The organism is Chryseobacterium polytrichastri, assembly GCF_900142445.1.
In the GTDB taxonomy this organism is placed as follows: Bacteria; Bacteroidota; Bacteroidia; order Flavobacteriales; family Weeksellaceae; genus Chryseobacterium; species Chryseobacterium polytrichastri.
The window spans coordinates 1-1,368 of record NZ_FRAV01000095.1; the positions used below are offsets into that span (position 1 = coordinate 1).

A 1,368-nucleotide genomic window follows, 5' to 3' on the forward strand; every position below is an offset into this window, starting at 1 on the left:
AAAGACACTATCCCATGAAGTGTGTAAGTTAAAAAGTTAGGGCTTGGATTTTATAATCTGAGCCTTTTTTCAAAAATAAGGATAAATTGGTTTAAAACAATCCCCCAATTTTGAATAGGCATCGTCCATTTTTTGGTAGACTCTTTCAGAGCAAGATACACCGACTTTAGTACAGCATCATCCGTAGGAAAAGACATTTTATTTTTGGTGTACTTACGGATTTTTCTGTTGAGATTTTCAATTAAATTAGTGGTATAAATAATCTTACGGATCTCCAAAGGAAAATCAAAAAATACAGTAAGTTCATCCCAATTGTTTCGCCAGGATTGAATAGCATAAGAATATTTACTTTCCCATTTTTCCGCAAAATCATTTAGAGCAGCTTCAGCTGCTTGTTTTGTTGGAGCGGTGTAAATATGCTTCATATGGGCAGAGAATTCTTTTCTATCCTTCCAAACCACATATTTGCAGGCATTTCTGATTTGATGGACAACACAAATTTGGGTTTGAGATTCAGGAAAGACAGAACGGATAGTCTGGGTAAATCCGTTTAAATTATCGGTAGCGGTAATGAGAATATCCTCTACACCACGGGCTTTTAAATCTGTGAGAACCCCCATCCAAAAGGCTGAGCTTTCATTTTTTCCAAGCCACATTCCCAATACTTCCTTTCTGCCGTCACGGTTTAATCCAACAGCCAAATAAACAGTTTTATTAATGACTTTGGAGCTTTCCCTTACTTTGAAAACAATCCCATCCATCCAGACAATGAGATACAAATCTTCAAGCGGGCGGTTCTGCCAACTTACCACTTCACTTGCAACTGCACTGGTTATTCGAGATATGGTTGAAGTAGAAACCTCAAAATCATACATTTCACGGATTTGTTCCTCAATGTCTGATACGCTCATTCCTTTGGCATAGAATGAAATGATGATATTTTCTAAACCATCGATAATGTTATGTCTTTTGGGAACTAATGTAGGTTCAAAATTTCCTTCGCGATCTCTGGGAACTTTAATTTCAGACTCTCCAAACGATGATTTTATTTTCTTGCTTCCGTGCCCGTTTCGGTAATTTCCAGTGGTGGATTTCTGATGTTTCTCATTCTCCAGATGAGAATCCAATTCTGCATCAAGGATGTGTTCTACCGCTCGTTTGTGCATTTCTTTGAAGAAGGATGTTAGATCTTCTCCATTCTTGAAGGATTTATAGAAATCCTTGTTGTTTAATAATTCTTCTTTGTCCATCATAAACTATGTAGGTTTAAAATTAATAAAAAGTTATTTCCGTAAAATTTTTTGAGCTGTAGGGGCTCAAAATTTTCCAGAATAACTTTTTAACTTACACAGTTAGTGAAACACTACC

Annotated in this window: 1 protein-coding gene; it reads right to left on the minus strand. The window is 36.3% G+C overall.

Annotation, left to right across the window (positions count from 1 at the left end):
• Window positions 1-50 precede the first annotated feature (50 nt).
• Entirely contained in the window at window positions 51-1,253 is a 1,203-nt protein-coding gene (locus tag BUB80_RS23195) for an IS256 family transposase (protein ID WP_073298102.1), read from the minus strand.
• Window positions 1,254-1,368: the final 115 nt, after the last annotated feature.